We start from the raw sequence: 15,046 nt of genomic DNA, 5'->3' as shown, positions 1-15,046 counted from the left end.
CCTCGGGAGCAGTCCCTACCGGATACCCCCAAGGAGCACCTCATGGATGCAGGCAGCATCGCCTTCGGTGTCATCGCGACAGCCCTCGTGCTGTTCATGACGCCCGGGCTCGCGTTCTTCTACGGCGGCCTCGTGCGCGCCAAGAGCGTCATCAGCATGATGATGATGTCGTTCGGGGCCATCGGCCTCGTCGGCACCCTCTGGATCCTCTACGGGTTCAACATGGCGGCCGTCGACTCGCCCTTCGCCTTCTCAGGCAACCCCTTCAGCGACTTCGGCCTCGCGGCGCTCGCCGCCGGCGAGAGCGCCAACACCGACCTCGTGGGCGTCGCCTACGGCTCGACGTTCGCCATCATCACCGTCGCCCTCATCTCCGGCGCCATCGCCGACCGCGCCAAGTTCGGCGCCTGGATGCTCTTCGCCGGCGCGTTCGCGACGCTCGGCTACTTCCCGATCGCGGCATGGGTGTGGGGCGGCGGCTGGGCGTACTCGCTCGGCGACCTGCTCGGCCTGCCGGCGGTGATCGACTACGCGGGCGGCACGGCGGTGCACATCAACGCCGGCGCGGCCGCGCTCGCGCTGACGTTCGTGCTCGGCAAGCGCATCGGGTTCACGAAGGGCGCGCACAAGCCGCACAACGTGCCGTTCGTCATCCTCGGCGCCAGCATCCTCTGGTTCGGCTGGTTCGGGTTCAACGTCGGCGCCGAGTGGCTCAACGGGCTCGGCAACGCGGGCCTCATCACGCTGAACACGATCGGCGCGACCGCGGCATCCATCTGCGCGTGGCTGCTGGTCGAGAAGCTCAAGGACGGCAAGCCCACCTCGGTGGGCGCCGCCTCTGGTGCGGTCGCCGGCCTCGTCGCCATCACCCCCGCGTGCGCCAATCTCACGCCCGGCTGGGCGCTGCTGCTCGGTGTCATCGCCGGCGCTGTCTGCGCCCTCGCGGTGGAGCTGAAGTGGAAGCTCGGCTTCGACGACTCGCTCGACGTCGTGGGCATCCACCTCGTCGGCGGCCTCATCGGCACCGTCTACCTCGGCTTCTTCGCCACCGACACGGGCCTGTTCCTCGGCGGCGGCGCGGGTCAGCTCGCTGTGCAGCTCATCGCGGCGCTCGGCGTGATGGTCTACGCCTTCGTGATCGCGTTCCTCATCGGCTTCGCGATCGAGAAGACGATCGGCTTCCGCGTCAAGAACGAGGACGAGCTGGCGGGCGTCGACCAGACCGTGCACGGCGAGGACGCGTACGGCTACGAGCTCGAGCGCGAGCGCGAGCGCGTCTGAGCGCAGCATGCACGCGAGGGGGCCGGCTCAGCCGGCCCCCTCCGCGCCGCCCCGGCAAGCGGACCCCGCTTCGCCCGCAGGACCCGAGATCGGGGGTCCGGCAGGCGGAGTCGGGTCCGCTTCAAAGCGCGACGGCGCCCCGCACCTTGTGGCCGACGGCGATCGACTCGGCCGAGATGGCCGAGCGGGGGGAGAGCAGCGGCAGCACCGCGAACGCGACCTGCTCGGGGCTCGAATCGCCGGGCTTGCCCTGCGCGACATCCGCCTTCGGCGACTCGGTGACGGGGCCCGGGTTGACGACGTTGACGGCCACGCCGGAACCGGCGAGCTCGTCGGCGAGCGACTGCGCGGCGATGATGAGCGCGGCGTTGCGCACCGCACCGGTGATGTTGCCGGTGATGAGGGCGTTCTGGCCGCTGAGGCCGACGATCCGGCCGTAGCCCGCCGCGCGCATCGACGGGATGACGGCGTTCGCGATGCGCAGGAACGTCATGGCCTTGCCCTCGACGGCGGCCGCGACCTGCACCGGGTCGCCCTGCTTCGCCGGATCGAGCGACTGCGCCGGCGGGGCTGCCGCGACGACGAGCGCGTCGATGCGGCCGTGCTGCTCGAGCACGCGCGCGACTGCGGCGTCGACGGATGCGTCGTCCGCTCCGTCGAGGCGGATGTCGGCACCCTCGCCGCGCGCGGCGGTGACGACGGTCGCGCCCTCGGCGCGCGCCGCATCCGCGACGGCGCTGCCGATGAGGCCGGTGCCGCCGACGACGAGGACGACATGGTCGGTGAGCTGGAGGTCCATGCGGGCCACGCTATCGGCGGCAGCTCACGGTCTGTGCCGAGGTTCCGGGCGTACGGTCACCGGCACGATGCGCGGGCGGCCCCGCCCGCAGGAAGGAGGCACGGATGCACGAGGGACACGAGCACGGAGCCCAGGAGGGCGGCGGGCCGCACGTGGGGACGTTCGGCGCTCATGTGGCCGAGCTCGAGGCGTGCGCGGCGGCATGCCGCGACTGCGCGCGCGCCGACCGCGAGGAGGGCATGGACGACTGCGCCGTCATGTGCGAGGCGTGCGCCGACCTCTGCGAGGCGGCAGCGCGCATCCTCGCCCGAGCGACGCTGCCGCAGGAGGCCAGCCAGGCGCTGCTCGCCGCGTGCGCCGCGATGTGCCGCGCCTGCGCGGCTGAGTGCCGGCGCCACGACGCCGAGCACTGCCGTGCGTGCGCCGAGGCGTGCGAGCGCTGCGCCGAGATGTGCGAGGCGGCCTGAGTCACCCCCGGCGGCGCAGAGACGACGAAGGCCCCGGCTGCTGCCGGGGCCTTCTGCGGTGGGCGATACCAGACTCGAACTGATGACCTCTTCCGTGTGAAGGAAGCGCGCTACCAACTGCGCCAATCGCCCGTGCCCGCCAGCGGTGATCGCAGTGCGGACCGCACAAGTCTGCCACATCCGGAGCCGCGCGCGTGACCAGCGGAGCGCTTCCGCGACACGAGCCGGACGATTTGGACTTGGGGTCCGAGCGTGGGTATAGTCATGCGAGTGCTCAGCGATGAGCCCCGCGGATGTGGCGCAGTGGTAGCGCATCACCTTGCCAAGGTGAGGGTCGCGAGTTCGAATCTCGTCATCCGCTCGACAGCAATGTCATGAGAGTCAATCTCACACCACCTGGTGGGGTGGCCGAGTGGTGAGGCAGCGGCCTGCAAAGCCGTCTACGCGGGTTCGAATCCCGTCTCCACCTCGAGCATTCACCTAGGGCGATTGGCGCAGCGGTAGCGCGCTTCCCTGACACGGAAGAGGTCACTGGTTCGAACCCAGTATCGCCCACCAGCATGAAGCCCCCGGAGCCTCACGGCCCCGGGGGCTTCTTCCGTTCCTCAGGCTCCTCCCTGCCGGGGTCTACGTGCTTCGCAGGGCGCCCGAGTAGCCTCGCGCCGTGACCGCCATCACTGCAATTCCCGTCGCCCTGGGCAACCGCTTCGCCACGGAGCTGCCGGAGCTCGCCGTGCCGTGGCGGGCGGAGGAGTCGCCCGACCCCACGCTGCTCGTCCTCAACATGGAGCTCGCGGCGGAGCTGAGGCTCGACCCGACCGCGCTGCGCACCCCGGCTGGAGTGGGTCTGCTGACGGGGACCACCGTCCCCGAGGGGGCGACGCCCGCAGCGCAGGCGTACGCCGGGCACCAGTTCGGCGCCTACTCGCCGCGGCTCGGCGATGGGCGCGCGCTGCTGCTCGGCGAGCTCGAGGACGAGCACGGCCGGCTGCGGGACCTCCACCTCAAGGGCTCCGGGCGCACACCCTTCGCCCGTGGTGGCGACGGCCTCGCGGCAGTCGGGCCGATGCTGCGCGAGTACATCGTCAGCGAGGCCATGCACGCGCTCGGCATCCCGACGACGCGCTCGCTCGCGGTGGTCGCGACCGGACGCTTCGTCCGCCGCGACGAGTGGCTGCCGGGCGCGGTGCTCGCGCGGGTGGCCAGCAGCCACCTGCGGGTCGGCACCTTCCAGTACGCGCGCGCCACGGGCGACATCGGGCTGCTGCGGCGCCTCGCCGATCACGCGATCGAGCGGCATGCGCCCAGCGCCGCCGACGACGCGCATCCGTACCTCGCGCTCCTGCGAGCCGTGATCTCGGCGCAGGCGCGACTGGTGGCCCAGTGGATGCTCGTCGGCTTCGTGCACGGCGTGATGAACACCGACAACATGACGATCTCGGGCGAGACGATCGACTACGGTCCGTGCGCCTTCATGGAGGGCTTCGACCCGGCGACCGTCTACAGCTCGATCGACGCCGGCGGGCGCTACGCGTACGGCAACCAGCCGGCGATCGCGGAGTGGAACCTCACCAGGTTCGCGGAGACGCTGCTCCCGCTGCTCGCCGAGCAGCAGGACGACGCGATCGCCCTCGCGCTGGAGGCGCTCGGCGACTTCGCGCCGCAGCACCGCGCGGCGTGGTCGGCCGGCCTGCGGTCGAAGCTCGGGCTCCGCGCCGACGACGACGGACAGGAGGCGACCCTCGTGGTCGACGAGCTCCTGGCCCTGCTCGAGTCGGGCCGCGTCGACCTCACCTCGGGCTTCCGCAGCCTCAGCTCGGTCGCCCGCGGCAGCTCCGAGGCGGCGCACGGCCTGTTCGACCACCGCGCCGCGTTCGATGCGTGGGCCGAGCGCTGGCTCGCGCTCCGCCCGGACGCGGACGCGATGGACCGCGTGAACCCGGTGTACATCCCGCGCAACCACCTCGTGGAAGAGGCGCTCGCCGCGGCGACGGAGGGCGACCTCGACCCGCTCGGACCGCTCCTCGATGCGGTGAGCCGTCCCTTCGACGAGCGCGAGGGGCTCGAGCGGTACGCGGCGCCGGGCCCGGAGCGCAGCTTCCGCGCCTACCGCACCTACTGCGGGACGTGATCGGCGCCCCAGACGTCGAGCGCGTGCGCTCGCGCGTCCGCGGCGGCCGCGGCGATCGCGCCGGTCACGACGACGTCGGTGCCGAGCTGCGAGGCGACCAGCTCGGGCGCCGGGAGGTCGAGGTCGGTGGGGAGCGATGCGCGCGCGGCGGCGACCACGTCGGCGATGCCAGCTGAGATCGCGCCCGAGACCACGACCAGCTGCGGGTCGAACATGCTTCCGAGCACGCTGACGACCCGCGCGAGGACGTCTCCCAAGCGGTCGACGATGGCGCGAGCGTGCTCGTCGCCACCGGCGGCGAGCTCCAGCACCGCGCGGCCGTCGAGCCGGTCGCGCGGCAGCGCGGCCAGCGCGCTGGTCGCTGCCGCGCCGGTCGCCACCGCTTCCACCGCCCACGCCTCCGCTCGAGCGCCGAGGCCGTCGGCGGTGCCGACACCGGTGACGTGGTCGAAGGCGACCATCTCGCCGACCCCGCCGTGCGTGCCGCGGAGCACGTTGCCGTCGACGACGACCCCTGCACCCAGTCGAGCGCCCGCGAGCAGCGTGACGTAGTCGCGACAGCCCTGGGCCGCGCCGATCGCGCCCTCCGCAACAGCGGAGAGCGAGGCATCGTTGTCGACTCGCCGCAGCGGCGCCCACGAGAGGGCGTCGATGAGGCCGGGATTCATGCGCTCCCAGAAGCCCGCGGGATGGCGCGGCGAGCGGCCCGCAGCGTTCACCGGCGCCGGAACGCCGACGCAGACCGCGAGCACGTCGCTCCTGGTGCGCCCCGCATCCTGCAGGGCGGCGTCGACGGTTCCCTGGATGAGCGTCCGGCGAGCCGAGGGGTCGTCCCGGTCCATCTCGAGGATCGTGCGGTGAGTCGCGAGCGCCCTGGAGCGCAGGTCCGTGACGGTCGCGGTCACGTGCACGTTGCCCGCGTCGACGCCGACGAGCACGGCAGCGTCGCCGCGGAGCGCGAACCGCCTGGCCGGCCTTCCCCTGCGGTAGTCGCCTCCCTGTCGCGCGTCAGGCAGCTCGTGCAGCAGCCCGATCCTAGCGAGCGCCTCCATCGCCTCGATCGCCGTCGGCCGGCTGAGGCCCGTGCCTTGGATCACGTCGGTCGCGGTGAACTCCTCGACGGTCCAGGCATGTGCGAGCACGGCGTCGTAGCTGGCGGGGCGGGCCCGTGCTGCGGGGAGCGGGGAGGACATGGCTCTTGACCTCTCTTGCGAAACACTGTCACACTGCGGCGCAACGATTGATTCGACCACTTGATCTAATCAGTGGCGGCATCCGGATCGCAATGGCGCGAGCGGGGGAGAGCGATGTCCCGGACTGAAAGATGGCGACGAATGCTCGCTGCGAGTGCCGTCCTGGCGCTGAGCGGCAGCATGCTTGCGGGTTGCGCGGCAGACGGTCGAGAGTCGATCCGCTTCACGTTCAGCAAGCGTGAGGCGATCGAGTTCATGACCGCGCTCGTGGCTGACTACAACGCGTCGCAGAGCGACGTGCGGGTGGAGATCGACACCTCGGGGGTCGACGTCGTCTCGGCCAGCTTCGTGCGCGGCAATCCGCCCGACCTGATGCTGGCCAACTACAACTACGAGGTGGCCCGGTTCGTGCAGCGCTGCGCGCTCATCGACCTCGGCGACACGCAGGCCGCAGCCACCACCCGCGACGACCTGCAGCCGCTGATGGAGCAGTACGGCACCTGCGACGGGCGGGTCAGCGCTCTGCCCTACTCGGTGATGGCCGCATCCGTCATCTACAACCGGCAGATCTTCGAGGAGCAGGGGCTCGAGGTGCCGCAGACCTGGAGCGAGCTGCTCGCGGTGTGCGACGCGCTGGAGGCCGCCGGCATCACGCCCTTCTACGCGACCCTCAAGGACGACTGGACGGTCGGCCAGGGCTGGTACGACTACGCCGTCGGCGGCTCGCTCGATGTGCTCGAGTTCTTCGACCGGCTCGCGGCGGCGGGCACGGACGTCGGCCAGGGCTCGGCTGCGTCGTTCCAGCAGGACTTCGCGGAGCCCATGGACCGGATGGTGCAGCTCACGAGCGAGTACGTCAACGAGGACGCGCCGAGCCGCGGCTATGGCGACGGCAATCTCGCCTTCTCACAGGGCGCGGCCGCGATGTACCTGCAGGGGCCATGGGCGTTCAGCGAGATCGCGAAGACCGCCCCCGATCTCGACCTCGGAACGTTCCCCCTGCCGATGACGGAGGACCCGGCCGACCTCGCCGTCCGGGTCAACATGGATCTCGCGGCAATGATCCCCGTCGAGTCGCAGCATCCGGACGCGGCCCTGGATTTCCTCGAGTACCTCTATCTGCCGGAGCACATCGAGGAGTACAACGATGCGCAGCTGGGCTTCGCGCCCACCACGGACGCCCCGCCCCCGGACGACCCGCGCATCGCGGGCATGACCGAGTACTACGAGGACGGTCGCATCTACCAGGGACCCTCGGTGCTGGTGCCGAGGACCATCCCCGTCTTCAACTACGCGCAAGCGATGGTGCTGGGGTCGGATCCCGACGCGATCCTTCGCACGATGGACGCGGACTGGGTTCGGCTCGCGTTCAGGGCACCGGCGCCGGCCGTGAACGAGGGAGCGGAACGATGAGCTCGACAGCCTCGACCGCAGCCTCGAGCGGCACCGGGATCCGCCGGCGCAAGCGGCGCGTAGAACCCATCTACTACCTGTTCCTGCTCCCGAGCCTGGTGCTGTTCACGCTCGCGATCACGGTCCCGGGCGTCATCGGCATCTTCTTCAGCTTCACCGATTCCATCGGTCTGGGTGAGTGGAGCTTCACGGGGCTGACCAACTACATCGCGCTCTTCAGCGATCCTGCGATCCTGCAGAGCTACCTGTTCACCTTCGGCTTCTCCGTCGCGACGGTCATCGTCGTCAACGTCATCGCCTTCCTGCTCGCCGTCGGCCTGACGTCGCGCATCCGGATGAAGGCAGGTCTGCGCACCGTCTTCGTGATCCCGATGGTGATCTCGGGCATCGTCATCGCCTACGTCTTCAACTTCCTGTTCTCGAACTCCCTGCCGGCGGCCGGCTCGGCGCTCGGGATCCCGTGGCTCTCGACGAGCATGCTCGCGAACGATGATCTCGCGTGGATCGCCATCGTGATCGTCACGGCGTGGCAGGCGATTCCGGGAACCCTGCTCATCTACATCGCAGGGCTCCTCTCGGTGCCGGGAGAGGTCTACGAGGCCGCCTCGATCGACGGTGCCGGCAAGCTCCAGCAGCTCGTGCGCATCACGATGCCGCTCGTCGCCGGGTATGCGGTGATCAACGTCATCCTCGGCTTCAAGGGCTTCCTGAACGCCTACGACATCATCGTCGGGCTCACCGGAGGGGGCCCGGGCACCGCCACGCGCAGCATCGCGATGAGCATCATCGCGGGCTTCAACGGCGGTGATTACGCGTACCAGATGGCGAACGCGACCATCTTCTTCATCGTCGCAGTCCTGATCTCCCTCCTGCAGCTCTCGTTGACGCGCGGAAGGAGCGCACTCTGATGGCCATCTCGACCTTGCCCACGACCCCGGTCCTCGCAGGCACGAAGACCGAGCCGCAGCCGCGGTTCCGCATGGAGCGGGTGAACTGGTCGGGCACGATCATCCTCATCCTCTGTGCGGTCACGGTGCTGCTGCCGCTCTACGTCACGATCTCGATGGCGCTCAAGACGCCCGAGCAAGCCGTCGACGGGAATGCCTTCTCCTTGCCGGCGCCCGTCGACCTCCGAGGCTTCGCCGAGGCGTGGGAGCTCACGAAGTTCCCGGTGGGCGCGGCGATCTCGCTGCTGGTGACGGCGGGAACCGTCGCCGCGACGATCGTCCTCGCGGCGTTCGCGTCGTACGCGATCGTGCGCAACTGGGACCGTCGGCTCTTCCGCTACTCGTTCTTCTACCTGCTCGCGGCGATGTTCATCCCGTTCCCGGTGATCGCCCTGCCGCAGATCCAGCTCACCGGCCGCCTGGGACTCGACAACCCCGGGGGCGTGATCATCCTCGCGACCATGTTCCAGCTCAGCTTCAGCGTGCTGCTGTTCACGGCGTTCCTGCGGTCCATCCCGCTCGAGCTCGAGGAGAGCGCCAGGATGGACGGGGCGACCACCTGGCAGACGTTCTGGCACCTGATCTTCCCGCTCCTCGCCCCGATGAGCGCCACGGTGGGCATCTTCGCCTTCCTGTACGCGTGGAACGACTTCATGATGCCGTCGCTCATCATCGCCGATCCGGAGCTGCAGACCCTGCCCGTGCGGCAGAACCTGTTCCAGAACCAGTTCAGCAACAACTACAACGTGTCCTTCGCCTCCTACCTCATGGCGATGGCACCCGCGATCATCGCCTACCTCTTCACGCAGCGCTGGGTGATGGAAGGCGTCACGCAGGGCGCGGTCAAGGGCTGAGGCCCCCGCGCCGCCACCGCTCCCGCCCGCGCATCAGCATGAAGGATCCCTCGTGACCATGCCCATCGCTCAGACCGCCTCCGGCGCGCTCGACGACTCCGCGTCGCCGTGGTGGCGGCACGCCGTCGTGTACCAGATCTACCCTCGCAGCTTCGCGGATGCCGACGGCGACGGCATCGGTGACCTCCCGGGCATCCTGTCCCGCGTCGACTACCTGACGTCGCTCGGCATCGACGCGGTCTGGCTGAGCCCGTTCTACCCGTCCGCGCTCGCGGACGGGGGCTACGACGTCGCCGACTACCGCGACGTCGACCCTCGGCTCGGCTCGCTCGACGACTTCGACGCCATGGTGGAGGCGCTGCACGCGCGCGGGATCAAGGTCGTCGTCGACATCGTTCCCAACCACACGTCAGACCAGCACGCGTGGTTCCAGGAGGCGCTCGCCGCCGGCCGCGGCGCCGTGGCTCGCGAGCGCTACATCTTCCGCGAGGGGACCGGTCCGGACGGCGCTGAGCCGCCGACCGACTGGAGCTCGGTGTTCGGCGGCTCGGCGTGGGAGCGCGTCGACGACGGCCAGTGGTACCTGCACAACTTCGCAAGAGAGCAGCCTGACCTCAACTGGGACAACCCCGACGTGCGCGCTGACTTCCTCACAACGCTGCGCTTCTGGTCGGATCGCGGCGTCGACGGCTTCCGCATCGATGTCGCCCACATGCTCACAAAGGATCTGACCGAGCCGCTGCCGTCCAAGGACGAGCTGGCGCTGCGGCCGGTCGACGGTACGCATCCACTGCTCGACCGTGACGACGTCCACGACATCTACGCGGAGTGGCGCACGGTGCTCGACTCCTACGATCCGCCGCGCACCGCCGTCGCCGAAGCCTGGGTCGCGCCGGATCGCATCCACCTGTACGCGCGACCCGAGAGCCTCGGCCAGGCCTTCAACTTCGATCTGCTGGAGGCCGACTTCGACGCCGGCCAGTTCCGCGAGATCATCACCGCGAACCTCGCGAGGGCCGCGATGTCGGGCTCGTCGAGCACCTGGGTGCTGTCGAACCACGACGTCGTGCGCCACGCGACCCGCTACGGGCTGCCGACGGCCGACGCGAGCGCTGCACCCGCTCGGCACGGCGGTGAGTGGCTGCTCCGGGGCGGCGACGAGGCCGTGCTGGATCGAGCGCGCGGCCAGCGGCGCGCGCTCGCGGCCACGCTCTTCATCCTCGGTCTCCCGGGCTCGACGTACCTCTACCAGGGCGAGGAGCTCGGCCTGCACGAAGTGGCGCAGATCCCCGGCGCGGCTCGTCAGGATCCGACCTACTTCCGGACGCAGGGCGCGGAGATCGGGCGCGACGGATGCCGGGTCCCGTTGCCGTGGACCAGCTCGGGGGACTCGTTCGGCTTCGGGGGACTGGCGCACTTGCCGCAGCCCGCGTGGTTCTCGGCGCATGCGGTGGACGCCGAGGACGCCGATCCTGCGTCGTGCCTGAACCTGTACCGGGCAGCGCTCGCGCTGCGTCGGCAGCTGCAGGCGGGCGAGCGCCTCGAGTGGACGCAGACCGGTCGCGACGACGTCCTGCGCATCCGGAGGCCCAACGGCTGGCAGGTGATCACGAATTTCGGCGACCGACCGTTCGAGATCGGGGCAGACGCGGCCGTAGCGGCGATCCTGTCGAGCCGGCCGCTCGACGGCACGGCGCTGCCGGGCGAGTCGACGGTCTGGATCGCGCCTGCCGCGACGGCGCCGGCGGAGCGACGCCGAGGCGAGGAGACGGCGCCTACGATGGAGCAGTGACCACCGGATTCGATCTCTTCACCGACCGTGCCGTCGTCGCCATGCGCGTCGACGGGGAGCTGCAGGACCTGGCCCGCGAGGTGAGCGACACGCAGACGGTCGAGCCGGTGACGATCGACAGCCCCGACGGCCTCGACATCCTCCGCCACTCCGCCGCGCACGTGCTCGCGCAGGCCGTGCAACGCGTGAACCCAGAGGCACGGCTCGGCATCGGCCCGCCCGTGCAGGACGGCTTCTACTACGACTTCGACGTCGCCGAGCCCTTCTCGAGCGACGACCTGAAGTCGCTGCAGAAGGAGATGGAGCGGATCGTCAAGGCCGGCCAGCGCTTCGTGCGGCGCGTCGTGACCGACGACGAGGCGCTCGAAGAGCTCGCCGACGAGCCGTACAAGCTCGAGCTCATCGGCCTCAAGGGCGGCGCCGCGAAGGCCGCAGAGGGCGCATCCGTCGAGGTCGGAGCCGGCGAGCTCACCATCTACGACAACGTCGACCCGAAGACGGGCGAGGTGGCCTGGAAGGACCTCTGCCGCGGCCCGCACCTGCCCTCCACACGACTGATCGGCAACGGCTTCGCGCTCATGCGCGTCGCGGGCGCCTACTGGCGCGGCAAGACCGACCTGCCGCAGCTGCAGCGCATCTACGGCACGGCATGGCCGACGAAGGACGAGCTGCGCGCCTACCAGCAGCGCCTCGAGGAGGCCGCGAAGCGCGACCACCGAAAGCTCGGCCGGGAGCTCGACCTGTTCTCGTTCCCCGAGGAGATCGGCTCCGGCCTCTCGGTGTGGCACCCGCGCGGCGCGATCGCGCGCGGCGAGATGGAGCAGCACGCCCGCCGCCGTCACATCGAGCAGGGCTACAGCTACGTGTACACGCCGCACATCACCAAGCGCGACCTGTTCGTCACGTCGAACCACCTCGTCACCTACGGCGAGGGCATGTGGCCGCCCATCCACATGGACGAGGAGCGCGACGAGGCCGGCAACGTCACGAAGCAGGGCGTCGACTACTACCTCAAGCCCATGAACTGCCCGATGCACATCCTCGTGTACAAGAGCAGCGCCCGCAGCTACCGCGACCTGCCGCTGCGGCTCGCCGAGAACGGCACCGTCTACCGCAACGAGCTCTCGGGCGCCCTCCACGGCCTCACCCGCGTGCGCGGCTTCACGCAGGACGACGCGCACCTGTTCGTCACCCCCGAGCAGCTCGAGGAGGAGACGACGAAGGTCCTCGAGTTCGTGCTCTCGCTGCTGAAGGACTTCGGCCTCACCGACTTCCGCCTCGAGCTGTCGATGCGCGACGACGAGAAGGAGAAGTGGATCGGCGACGAGGCCGTGTGGGAGACGGCGACGGATGCGCTCCGCCGCGTCGCTCGCGCGTCGGGCCTCGAGGTGGTGGAGGAGCCGGGGGAGGCCGCCTTCTACGGCCCGAAGATCGACCTCAAGGTGACCGACGCGATCGGCCGCTCGTGGCAGCTCTCGACCGTGCAGCTCGACTTCAACCTGCCGGAGCGCTTCGAGCTCGAGTACACCGCGGCCGACGGCTCCAAGCGGCGCCCGATCATGATCCACCGCGCCCTGTTCGGCTCGATCGAGCGCTTCTTCGCGATCCTGGTCGAGCACTACGCCGGCGCCTTCCCCGTATGGCTCGCACCGGTGCAGGTCGTGGGCGTGCCGGTCGCCGCGGACTACGCCGGCTACCTCGACGAGATCGCCGCGAAGCTGCGCGCGAAGGGCGTCCGCATCGAGGTCGACCGCAGTGACGAGCGGATGCAGAAGAAGATCCGCACGCACACGCTCATGAAGGTGCCGTTCCAGCTGATCGCCGGCGAGAAGGACCGCGACGCGGGCAGCGTCTCGTTCCGCTTCCGCGACGGCACGCAGGACAACGGCGTGCCGGTCGACGAGGCCATCCGCCGCATCGTCGAGGCCATCGAGACGAAGGCACACGTGTGACCGAGCGCCACATGGACGAGCCGGCCGAGCGCGCCGCGGTGCACCGCGACTCGCTGCCGCCGTTCGACCCCGCGGAGCCGCCCGAGCCGCCGCTCGTCGGCGAGCACGCGTGGGGCGCGCCCACGCAGATGTCGAGCGAGCTGCCCGGCGTGCCGGACCACTTCCAGCGCCTCTGGACGCCGTACCGGATGGTCTACATCCAGCAGGGGCAGATGCCCGACGAGGACGCGTGCCCGTTCTGCCGCGCTCCCGAGCTCTCCGACGACCAGGGCCTCATCGTGCACCGCGGCGAGACGTGCTTCGTGCTGCTCAACCTGTTCCCCTACAACACCGGCCACATCATGGTGTGCCCGTACCGGCACGTCGGCATGTACGACCAGGCGACCACCGACGAGGTCGCCGAGATGGCCGTGCTCACGCAGACCGCCATGCGCGTGCTGTCGCAGGTGACGCGCTGCCAGGGCTTCAACATCGGCCTCAACCAGGGCCGCATCGCGGGCGCCGGCATCGCCGACCACCTCCACCAGCACATCGTGCCCCGGTGGAGCCTCGACTCGAACTTCTTCCCGATCATCGCGAAGACCAAGGCGCTGCCCATCCTCCTGGAGGACATGCGCCAGGACATCCAGGCAGCCTGGCCGGTGTGACCCGGCGCGTGTGCGTTGGGGGCTCCGCAGCGGCGTAGCATCGACAGACGTGACCGAAACCCCCAGCACCAGCACCTCCACCACCGGCTCCGCTCGCGTCAAGCGCGGGCTGGCCGAGATGCTGAAGGGCGGCGTCATCATGGACGTCGTCACCCCTGACCAGGCCCGCATCGCCGAGGACGCCGGCGCCGTCGCCGTCATGGCGCTCGAGCGCGTGCCGGCCGACATCCGCGCCCAGGGCGGCGTCGCCCGCATGTCCGACCCGGACCTCATCGACGCCATCAAGGCGGAGGTCTCGATCCCCGTCATGGCGAAGGCCCGCATCGGCCACTTCGTCGAGGCGCAGGTGCTCGAGGCGCTCGAGGTCGACTACATCGACGAGTCTGAGGTGCTGAGCCCCGCCGACTACGTCAACCACATCGACAAGTGGCCCTTCACCGTGCCGTTCGTGTGCGGCGCGACCAACCTGGGCGAGGCGCTCCGGCGCATCACCGAGGGTGCGGCGATGATCCGCTCGAAGGGCGAGGCCGGCACCGGCGACGTCTCCGAGGCGACGAAGCACATCCGCACCATCAAGGGCGAGATCCGCAGGCTGCAGACGCTCTCGAAGGACGAGCTGTACGTCGCCGCGAAGGAGCTGCAGGCGCCGTTCGAGCTCGTCGCAGAGGTCGCCGAGCTCGGCGCGCTGCCGGTCGTGCTCTTCACCGCCGGCGGCGTCGCGACGCCCGCCGACGCTGCCCTCATGATGCAGCTGGGCGCCGACGGCGTCTTCGTCGGCTCCGGCATCTTCAAGTCGGGCCAGCCGGAGCGGCGAGCCGCGGCGATCGTGAAGGCGACCGCCGCCTTCGACGACCCGAAGGCGATCGCGGATGCGTCGCGCGGGCTCGGCGAGGCGATGGTCGGCATCAACGTGGCCGACCTTCCCGCGCCGCACCGCCTCTCCGAGCGCGGCTGGTAGCGGTGAGCCGACCGGGCGAGCCCCGCGTCGGCGTCCTGGCCCTGCAGGGCGACGTGCGCGAGCACGTCGCCGTGCTCGAGGCGCTGGGCGCCGCCGTGACGCTCGTGCGCACGCCGGCGCAGCTCGCCGTCGTGGACGGTCTCGTGCTGCCCGGCGGCGAGTCGAGCGTCATCGACAAGCTGTCGCGGCTCTTCGGCGTGCGCGAGCCCGTCCGCGAGCGGATCGCCGACGGGATGCCCGTGTACGGCACGTGCGCCGGCCTCATCCTGCTCGCCGACCGCATCCTCGACGGGCTGCCGTCGCAGCTGCCGTTCGGCGGCCTCGACGTCGACGTGCGCCGCAACGCGTTCGGCAGCCAGGTCGACTCGTTCGAGGCGGAGCTCGAGGTGCCGGCGCTGGGGGAGGAGCCGGTGCACGCGACGTTCATCCGCGCCCCCGCGGTGGAGCGCGCGGGCGTCGGCGTCGACGTGCTCGCGAGCGTCGACGGACGCGTCGTCGCTGTCGAGCAGGGGGCGCTGCTCGGCACGGCCTTCCACCCGGAGGTCGGCGGCGAGCTGCGCTTCCACCGCCGCTTCCTCGACCACGTCGCGCGTGTCAGCGGTGCGTGATCGG

Annotated in this window: 13 protein-coding genes and 4 tRNA genes; 14 read left to right on the top strand and 3 right to left on the bottom strand. The window is 70.4% G+C overall.

Annotation, left to right across the window (positions count from 1 at the left end):
- Window positions 1-42 precede the first annotated feature (42 nt).
- On the top strand, window positions 43-1,281 hold the full coding sequence (locus ACLQ21_RS02890; RefSeq protein ID WP_425661252.1) for an ammonium transporter: 1,239 nt from the start codon (window positions 43-45) through the stop codon (window positions 1,279-1,281).
- A gap of 121 nt (window positions 1,282-1,402) precedes the next feature.
- Here ACLQ21_RS02890 and ACLQ21_RS02885 read toward each other — a convergent pair whose 3' ends face one another.
- The gene (locus ACLQ21_RS02885) at window positions 1,403-2,080 is read right to left on the bottom strand and encodes an SDR family NAD(P)-dependent oxidoreductase (protein WP_425661250.1); all 678 of its coding nucleotides are present in this window, start codon (window positions 2,078-2,080) and stop codon (window positions 1,403-1,405) included.
- 104 nt (window positions 2,081-2,184) lie between these two features.
- Between ACLQ21_RS02885 and ACLQ21_RS02880 the strand changes: the two genes are divergently transcribed.
- Window positions 2,185-2,547 (top strand): four-helix bundle copper-binding protein, encoded by a 363-nt coding sequence (locus ACLQ21_RS02880; RefSeq protein ID WP_425661248.1) that lies wholly within the window; start codon window positions 2,185-2,187, stop codon window positions 2,545-2,547.
- A gap of 59 nt (window positions 2,548-2,606) precedes the next feature.
- Here ACLQ21_RS02880 and ACLQ21_RS02875 read toward each other — a convergent pair.
- Window positions 2,607-2,679, bottom strand: a tRNA-Val gene (locus ACLQ21_RS02875).
- A 157-nt stretch (window positions 2,680-2,836) separates the two neighbouring features.
- Between ACLQ21_RS02875 and ACLQ21_RS02870 the strand changes: the two genes are divergently transcribed.
- The 4 genes from ACLQ21_RS02870 (at window position 2,837) to ACLQ21_RS02855 (ending at window position 4,678) form a co-directional block, all read left to right on the top strand.
- Window positions 2,837-2,908 (top strand) — tRNA-Gly (locus ACLQ21_RS02870).
- 37 nt (window positions 2,909-2,945) lie between these two features.
- Window positions 2,946-3,016: transfer RNA gene (locus ACLQ21_RS02865), tRNA-Cys, on the top strand.
- 14 nt (window positions 3,017-3,030) lie between these two features.
- A tRNA-Val gene (locus tag ACLQ21_RS02860) sits at window positions 3,031-3,105 on the top strand.
- A 106-nt stretch (window positions 3,106-3,211) separates the two neighbouring features.
- Window positions 3,212-4,678 (top strand): protein adenylyltransferase SelO, encoded by a 1,467-nt coding sequence (locus ACLQ21_RS02855; RefSeq protein ID WP_425661247.1) that lies wholly within the window; start codon window positions 3,212-3,214, stop codon window positions 4,676-4,678.
- Here the strand turns inward: ACLQ21_RS02855 and ACLQ21_RS02850 are convergent.
- Complete coding sequence (locus ACLQ21_RS02850) at window positions 4,663-5,871, bottom strand: ROK family protein (protein ID WP_425661245.1); 1,209 nt, start codon at window positions 5,869-5,871, stop codon at window positions 4,663-4,665. The two genes, ACLQ21_RS02855 and ACLQ21_RS02850, sit on opposite strands and share 16 nt — an antisense overlap.
- Window positions 5,872-6,012: 141 nt before the next feature.
- Between ACLQ21_RS02850 and ACLQ21_RS02845 the strand changes: the two genes are divergently transcribed.
- The 8 genes from ACLQ21_RS02845 to pdxT all read left to right on the top strand — a co-directional run bounded on the left by ACLQ21_RS02845 (window position 6,013) and on the right by pdxT (window position 15,042).
- Window positions 6,013-7,284 (top strand): ABC transporter substrate-binding protein, encoded by a 1,272-nt coding sequence (locus tag ACLQ21_RS02845; protein WP_425661243.1) that lies wholly within the window; start codon window positions 6,013-6,015, stop codon window positions 7,282-7,284.
- Complete coding sequence (locus tag ACLQ21_RS02840; protein ID WP_425661241.1) at window positions 7,281-8,192, top strand: carbohydrate ABC transporter permease; 912 nt, start codon at window positions 7,281-7,283, stop codon at window positions 8,190-8,192. Before ACLQ21_RS02845 ends, ACLQ21_RS02840 begins: the two co-directional genes overlap by 4 nt.
- Window positions 8,192-9,085: a carbohydrate ABC transporter permease gene (locus tag ACLQ21_RS02835; protein ID WP_425661239.1), complete on the top strand. Its 894-nt coding sequence runs from the start codon at window positions 8,192-8,194 to the stop codon at window positions 9,083-9,085. Before ACLQ21_RS02840 ends, ACLQ21_RS02835 begins: the two co-directional genes overlap by 1 nt.
- Before the next feature lie 58 nt (window positions 9,086-9,143).
- Window positions 9,144-10,877 carry a glycoside hydrolase family 13 protein gene (locus ACLQ21_RS02830; RefSeq protein ID WP_425661421.1) on the top strand — a complete coding sequence of 578 codons (1,734 nt, stop codon included), beginning with the start codon at window positions 9,144-9,146 and terminating at the stop codon, window positions 10,875-10,877.
- Between the two features lie 41 nt (window positions 10,878-10,918).
- On the top strand, window positions 10,919-12,829 hold the full coding sequence (gene thrS, locus ACLQ21_RS02825) for a threonine--tRNA ligase (protein WP_425661419.1): 1,911 nt from the start codon (window positions 10,919-10,921) through the stop codon (window positions 12,827-12,829).
- 128 nt (window positions 12,830-12,957) lie between these two features.
- The gene (locus ACLQ21_RS02820) at window positions 12,958-13,476 is read left to right on the top strand and encodes an HIT family protein (protein ID WP_425661417.1); all 519 of its coding nucleotides are present in this window, start codon (window positions 12,958-12,960) and stop codon (window positions 13,474-13,476) included.
- A 49-nt stretch (window positions 13,477-13,525) separates the two neighbouring features.
- Window positions 13,526-14,434: a pyridoxal 5'-phosphate synthase lyase subunit PdxS gene (gene pdxS, locus ACLQ21_RS02815; protein WP_425661237.1), complete on the top strand. Its 909-nt coding sequence runs from the start codon at window positions 13,526-13,528 to the stop codon at window positions 14,432-14,434.
- A 2-nt stretch (window positions 14,435-14,436) separates the two neighbouring features.
- Entirely contained in the window at window positions 14,437-15,042 is a 606-nt protein-coding gene (pdxT, locus tag ACLQ21_RS02810) for a pyridoxal 5'-phosphate synthase glutaminase subunit PdxT (RefSeq protein WP_425661235.1), read from the top strand.
- The last annotated feature ends 4 nt before the right edge of the window (window positions 15,043-15,046 follow it).

This window comes from Agrococcus sp. DT81.2, assembly GCF_049844935.1.
In the GTDB taxonomy this organism is placed as follows: Bacteria; Actinomycetota; Actinomycetes; order Actinomycetales; family Microbacteriaceae; genus Agrococcus.
Note: the sequence above shows the minus strand (reverse complement) of the source record. Positions and strands in the feature narration are given on the sequence as shown.

Excerpts from the sequence above, each read along its gene's own strand:
- ACLQ21_RS02890 (WP_425661252.1), top strand. The coding sequence starts at position 43 with ATGGATGCAGGCAGCATCGCCTTCGGTGTCATCGCGACAGCCCTCGTG.
- ACLQ21_RS02885 (WP_425661250.1), bottom strand. The coding sequence starts at position 2,080 with ATGGACCTCCAGCTCACCGACCATGTCGTCCTCGTCGTCGGCGGCACC.
- ACLQ21_RS02880 (WP_425661248.1), top strand. The coding sequence starts at position 2,185 with ATGCACGAGGGACACGAGCACGGAGCCCAGGAGGGCGGCGGGCCGCAC.
- ACLQ21_RS02850 (WP_425661245.1), bottom strand. The coding sequence starts at position 5,871 with ATGTCCTCCCCGCTCCCCGCAGCACGGGCCCGCCCCGCCAGCTACGAC.
- ACLQ21_RS02845 (WP_425661243.1), top strand. The coding sequence starts at position 6,013 with ATGCTCGCTGCGAGTGCCGTCCTGGCGCTGAGCGGCAGCATGCTTGCG.
- ACLQ21_RS02840 (WP_425661241.1), top strand. The coding sequence starts at position 7,281 with ATGAGCTCGACAGCCTCGACCGCAGCCTCGAGCGGCACCGGGATCCGC.
- ACLQ21_RS02835 (WP_425661239.1), top strand. The coding sequence starts at position 8,192 with ATGGCCATCTCGACCTTGCCCACGACCCCGGTCCTCGCAGGCACGAAG.
- ACLQ21_RS02830 (WP_425661421.1), top strand. The coding sequence starts at position 9,144 with ATGCCCATCGCTCAGACCGCCTCCGGCGCGCTCGACGACTCCGCGTCG.
- thrS (WP_425661419.1), top strand. The coding sequence starts at position 10,919 with ATGCGCGTCGACGGGGAGCTGCAGGACCTGGCCCGCGAGGTGAGCGAC.
- ACLQ21_RS02820 (WP_425661417.1), top strand. The coding sequence starts at position 12,958 with ATGTCGAGCGAGCTGCCCGGCGTGCCGGACCACTTCCAGCGCCTCTGG.